Source organism: Serratia sp. DFXYC6 (genome assembly GCF_057196085.1).
This window is the reverse complement of sequence record NZ_JBXUNV010000011.1, coordinates 1-5,420: the sequence shown is the minus strand read 5'-3', so window position 1 is coordinate 5,420 and position 5,420 is coordinate 1. Positions and strand designations below refer to the sequence as shown.

The window sequence follows — 5,420 nt, the reverse complement described above, 5'->3', positions numbered from 1 at the left end:
CGAGCTTTTTCTTCTGGCGCGTTATCGATCTGGTCGAAAGCACGTGCAGAACCGCCGTAGGTTTTAGCCAGTACGGTAGTGATCGCTGCAGTCAGGGTAGTTTTACCGTGGTCAACGTGGCCGATAGTACCGACGTTAACGTGCGGTTTTGTACGTTCAAACTTTTCTTTAGACATCGATTGTCCCTCTAAGACACGGATAAATCGGTGGTATCACCACATCAACCAAGCATTTGCTCGTTGAATCCAGAACAGAAAGAAAATCAGGGGGCGAGAAATTAAGAAGTGGTGCTGATAGGCAGATTCGAACTGCCGACCTCACCCTTACCAAGGGTGCGCTCTACCAACTGAGCTATATCAGCACATCTTGGAGCGGGCAGTGGGAATCGAACCCACATCATCAGCTTGGAAGGCTGAGGTAATAGCCATTATACGATGCCCGCATCCTGGAACTCGGCTACCTGATTTTTCTGTAGAATTTTGGGATGGAGCAGGATTGTTCATCACTCGGCTCGCATCCTTCGGGCCGGCTGCGCCTTGCGCTGCACAGCTCGAACCTTGCCGAAGGCTTTCGCCCTCTCCTCCCGCCATCAACCGTTGCGGTATTTATCGCATCTCAGTTAATCGCCGAAGGCAAGATTTGGTGGTGGGGGAAGGATTCGAACCTTCGAAGTCTGTGACGGCAGATTTACAGTCTGCTCCCTTTGGCCGCTCGGGAACCCCACCAGATTTTAACTACTTGTGACTTGAATGGTGCCGGCTACCGGAATCGAACTGGTGACCTACTGATTACAAGTCAGTTGCTCTACCTACTGAGCTAAGCCGGCATCAAGTGCAGCGCATTCTAGGTAGAGCGGGCGACCTATGCAACAAAAAAATTGCTTTACGCGCACTTTCGCTCATAAATCAGTCAATTTTGCATACTGTCATGCAATTTGCAGCCTGCGGCGTGCAAACATTCATCACTCGCGGCAATCATTCTCTACAATTTTATCCACTTTTTGCAAGCCTTGAGCGCCGCTTTCTCCGTGTCGGGCTTCTCAAAACACTTAACCCGCGCTGGTAAACTGTGAGCGGGATCGATGCACCAAAAAGGGGATACCTGCCCCGGACTGCGGCGTGGGCTACACTGATCCCTCGCCCTTTTGCCGTTGCTATGCCTTTCGCCGCTGTGGCTCAGTTATTGCTTCTCTTCATTACCCCCATCCCAGGAGGAATGACCGATGAAAATAGTGCCTATCAACGCCGCTACGCTCCCAATTTACCGCGATGAATTGGCCCGCCTGTTGACCGATGCCGTCACGCACGGCGCTTCTGTCGGTTACGACACCTTAATTCCTCACGAAGACGCCGAGAGCTACTTCCACAGTCTGCGACCGGCCCTGGCCAAAGGTGAGCTGCTGCTGTGGATTGCCCGTGACGATCGCGGCGTCGTTGGCACCGTGCAACTCGAACTTTGCCAGAAGCCGAACGGCCGTAATCGTGCGGAGGTGGTGAAGCTGTTGGTGCATAGCCGTGCTCGCCGCAACGGCGTAGGTCAGGCTCTGATGAAGACGCTGGAGTACGCGGCACTGCAGCAGCAACGCGGGCTATTGTATCTGGATACGCAGGCCGGTTCGGCGGCAGAAGCGCTTTATCGCAGCCTGGGTTATCGCTGTTTGGGTGAGCTGCCGGATTATGCAGCGGGTCCCGATGGGCATTACCATCCGACCGTCATTTATTACAAACGTCTGTTCACCGTAAATCAGCCTTCGCGCGCCATCGCCAGTTAGTCTTCAGGCGGTATCCGGCTCTGATGATACCGCCTTGCAACCCCGCTTTATCAACTGCGCGCCGCTTCGCACAATTGACATAAACTGCTGCCTATCGACAACTTTTGCGAAAAAAGTCTACGCCAAAAACGAAGCTGTCTATAATATGCAGCTTGTTTATTCTCTGGAGTTGGCGTCCGGCGCCTTTCCCAACCTGCGTTAACAGGCAGAATTTGGCTTATGATAAAAAGAGATCAATCTTTAGCAACGCCTTACCTACAGTTCGATCGTACCCAATGGGCTGCGTTGCGAGATTCGGTGCCGCTGACGTTGTCGGAAGAAGAGATCGTTAAACTGAAAGGGATTAACGAAGATCTCTCGTTGGAAGAAGTTGCGCAGATTTATCTGCCGCTGTCACGGCTGTTGAACTTCTATATCAGTTCCAACCTGCGTAGGCAGGCGGTGCTCGAGCAATTCCTCGGCACCGACGGGCAAAAGATTCCCTATGTCATCGGCATCGCCGGCAGCGTAGCCGTAGGTAAGAGCACAACCGCACGTCTGTTGCAGGCGTTGTTGAGCCGTTGGCCAGAACACCGCAGCGTTGAGTTGATCACGACCGACGGCTTCTTGCACCCTAACAAGGTGCTGAACGAACGCGGCCTGATGAAGAAAAAAGGCTTCCCGCAGTCTTACGATATGCATAGCCTGGTGAAATTCGTGTCGGAAGTGAAATCCGGCGCCAAACGCGTCACCGCCCCGGTTTATTCCCATTTGATCTATGACGTTGTACCCGAAGGTAATAAAGTCATCGAGCAACCGGATATTCTGATCCTGGAAGGGCTTAACGTGTTGCAAAGCGGTATGGATTATCCTCACGATCCGCATCGCGTATTCGTTTCCGACTTTGTCGACTTCTCTATATATGTCGATGCGCCGGAAACGCTATTACAAAGCTGGTATATCAATCGTTTTCTGAAATTCCGTCAGGGCGCATTTTCCAATCCCGATTCTTATTTCCATAATTATTCAAAATTGCCGGAACCGGAGGCGATTAATATCGCCACGCAATTATGGAATGAAATTAACGGATTGAATTTGCAGCAGAATATACTGCCCACCCGTGAACGCGCCAGCCTGATAATGACCAAAAGCGCTAACCACGCCGTTGAAAGCGTGCGTTTAAGAAAGTAAGCCTACCGATCGATTCAGGGGACGTTACTGTCCCCTTGTCTTTTCTCACTATTCCGCGCTGCGCAGCGATATCTCGCCACCGATGAAGGGCTTGATCTCCCCGTCCTGTTCCAGCAGCAGTGCGCCCTGTGAATCGATTCCTCGGGCGATACCCACAATCTGCCGCTCGCCAATCAGCAGCTTGACCGGCCTGTCGATAAAGTTATCCAGCGTACGCCAGCGACCGATAAAGGGCGCGAGTCCGTCTATCTCAAACTGTTTCAATGACTGACGCAGTTCATTAAGCAAGGTTGCAGCCAGTTCATTGCGATCGATCTGAATTCCCGCTTCCTGTAGGTTAATCCATCCCTGAGTAATGGCGCTGGCATTGGTATCACGCATCGCCAGGTTGATGCCGGCGCCGATGACCAGTTGGGCCGCATCGCCGGTTTTTCCCGTCAGTTCGACCAGGATCCCCGCCAATTTACGATCGTTCAGATAAAGATCGTTAGGCCACTTCACGCGCACATCAGCCGCACCGAGACGCTGCAAGACCTCCGCCATCACCATCCCGATCACCAGGCTAAGCCCCATAGCCGCTGCCGGCCCCTGCTCCAGTCGCCAGAACATCGACAGATATAAATTAGCGCCGAATGGCGAGATCCACTGCCGCCCGCGGCGCCCTCGTCCTGCCTGTTGGTATTCAGCGACGCAGGCATCACCAGAGTGCAATTCGTCGATGCGGTCCAGCAAGTATTGGTTGGTGGAATCGACCACCGGCAACACGCTTACACGCTTGTCTTCCAGCAGGCTGAGGATTCGCTTGGCTTCCAACAGCTGGATGGCGCCAGGCAGGCTATAGCCTTTTCCGGGCACGGTAAAGACATCCAGTCCCCATTCGCGAATGGTCTGAATATGCTTATTGATCGCCGCGCGACTCATGCCCAGTGACTCACCGAGGTGTTCACCGGAATGGAATTCGCCGTCAGCGAGCAGCGCGATCAGTTTTAACGGCACCTTGGTATCTTTCATGACAGCACCGCCACGGCATTCAGTTCACCGGTCGCGCCAATAAAACGCACCTCAGGTTCCAGCCACACGCCGAATTTATCAGCCACCGTCTTGCGTACGTGGCGCGCCAACGCCACCACATCCTGACTGTGGGCGTTGGCGATGTTCACCAGCACCAGCGCTTGTTGGCGGTGTACCGCAGCGCCACCGATACGATATCCTTTCAGTTCGCATTGATCGATAAGCCATCCGGCGGCCAGCTTCACCTGGCCATCCTGCTGTGGATAATGCGGCATAGCGGGATATTTAGCGATGAGTTCTGCGGCTTTCTCTGCGTTCACCAGCGGATTCTTGAAGAAGCTGCCGGCATTGCCGGTTTCACGCGGATCGGGCAGCTTGCTGCGGCGCATGGCGCATACGGATTCAAATACCTGAAGTGGTGTCACCGTGGCAGGATCCAGCTTGGCCAGATCGCCGTAGCTCAATTTGGGTTGCCACTGTTTGTTGAGACGCAGACCCAGCCCGACAATGACATGTCCAGTCTGGAAACGGTGTTTGAAAATACTTTCCCGGTAGCCAAAACCACACTCGGCAGCCGGAATACGATCGATAGCGCCGGTAGAGAAGTCCAGCAGATCGACATACTCGCAGACGTCTTTCAATTCGACGCCGTAGGCGCCGATGTTCTGGATAGGGGCGGAACCGGCCAATCCAGGAATCAACGCCAGGTTTTCCAGACCGCAGATCCCGGCCTGTAGCGTATATTGCACCAGGTCATGCCAATTTTCACCGGAGCTGACGTGGAGATACCAGGCATCGTTATCTTCCCGAACATCAATGCCCTTCAACTGATTGACCATTACTGTGCCAGAAAAATCCTCCAGGAACAGCACGTTGCTACCTTCACCGAGAATCAGCAACGGCTCCTGACGCTTGCGCGTTTGTTGCCACACCTTGAGCATCAGCTCAATTCTATCGGCCATGATCAGGTGCGCTGCGTTGACCGGGAGCGCAAACGTATTGTGGTTTTTTAAAGACGCGCTTTCAGTAGACATAACGTTCAGTACCTATACGGAAATAATCTTCCGCCTAGTCTACTCGATTCGAGGCGTCTGGCTAATATTTGTTTTAATTAACGTGAAATTTATCGACTAATACCCTGAAGAATTAAGATTTATCTTTGATATAACCGGATAATTCTCATCAGTCTGTTCATAGATAGATAGATAGATAGATAGATAGATAGATAGATAGATAGATATTTTTATTATTTAAATAATAATCTGGAACTATCAATTATATATTTAGCTGGCTATTTCCCTAGCAAAGAAACATTATGCCTCCTTATAAGGATAAGCTACATATGCCCAAAAAGGCATTTTTCAAAGTAATAGATACTGTCAGGATATTTATTTTACGCATAGCAAAAAGCCCTGAACGTCAGTTCAGGGCTTTCGGCTTTATTTGATGCCTGGCAGTGTCCTACTCT

At 51.8% G+C, this 5,420-nt stretch carries 5 protein-coding genes, 4 tRNA genes and 1 other RNA gene; 2 read left to right on the top strand and 8 right to left on the bottom strand.

Annotated elements, in window-relative coordinates; all coding sequences use genetic code 11:
- The 6 genes from AC2CGQ_RS24705 to AC2CGQ_RS24680 all read right to left on the bottom strand — a co-directional run.
- Window positions 1-176: GTP-binding protein (locus tag AC2CGQ_RS24705; protein ID WP_016831079.1), on the bottom strand; the 176-nt coding region annotated here is incomplete at its 3' end.
- A gap of 109 nt (window positions 177-285) precedes the next feature.
- Window positions 286-361 (bottom strand) — tRNA-Thr (locus tag AC2CGQ_RS24700).
- Between the two features lie 6 nt (window positions 362-367).
- A tRNA-Gly gene (locus AC2CGQ_RS24695) sits at window positions 368-442 on the bottom strand.
- 36 nt (window positions 443-478) lie between these two features.
- Window positions 479-594, bottom strand: a non-coding RNA gene (locus AC2CGQ_RS24690) — RtT sRNA.
- A gap of 46 nt (window positions 595-640) precedes the next feature.
- A tRNA-Tyr gene (locus tag AC2CGQ_RS24685) sits at window positions 641-725 on the bottom strand.
- Window positions 726-750: 25 nt separating this feature from the next.
- Window positions 751-826, bottom strand: a tRNA-Thr gene (locus AC2CGQ_RS24680).
- 396 nt (window positions 827-1,222) lie between these two features.
- On the opposite strand from AC2CGQ_RS24680, the gene AC2CGQ_RS24675 reads away from it, so the two are divergent.
- Together AC2CGQ_RS24675 and coaA are read left to right on the top strand one after the other, a co-directional pair.
- Window positions 1,223-1,771 carry a GNAT family N-acetyltransferase gene (locus tag AC2CGQ_RS24675; RefSeq protein ID WP_004929422.1) on the top strand — a complete coding sequence of 183 codons (549 nt, stop codon included), beginning with the start codon at window positions 1,223-1,225 and terminating at the stop codon, window positions 1,769-1,771.
- Between the two features lie 219 nt (window positions 1,772-1,990).
- Complete coding sequence (gene coaA / locus AC2CGQ_RS24670; protein ID WP_025304936.1) at window positions 1,991-2,941, top strand: type I pantothenate kinase; 951 nt, start codon at window positions 1,991-1,993, stop codon at window positions 2,939-2,941.
- 48 nt (window positions 2,942-2,989) lie between these two features.
- Here the strand turns inward: coaA and birA are convergent, their stop codons facing one another.
- Together birA and murB are read right to left on the bottom strand one after the other, a co-directional pair.
- Window positions 2,990-3,952, bottom strand: a complete 963-nt coding sequence (gene birA / locus AC2CGQ_RS24665) for a bifunctional biotin--[acetyl-CoA-carboxylase] ligase/biotin operon repressor BirA (protein WP_004929427.1) — start codon at window positions 3,950-3,952, stop codon at window positions 2,990-2,992.
- Window positions 3,949-4,986 (bottom strand): UDP-N-acetylmuramate dehydrogenase, encoded by a 1,038-nt coding sequence (gene murB / locus AC2CGQ_RS24660; protein WP_048326866.1) that lies wholly within the window; start codon window positions 4,984-4,986, stop codon window positions 3,949-3,951. Before murB ends, birA begins: the two co-directional genes overlap by 4 nt.
- Window positions 4,987-5,420 lie beyond the last annotated feature (434 nt).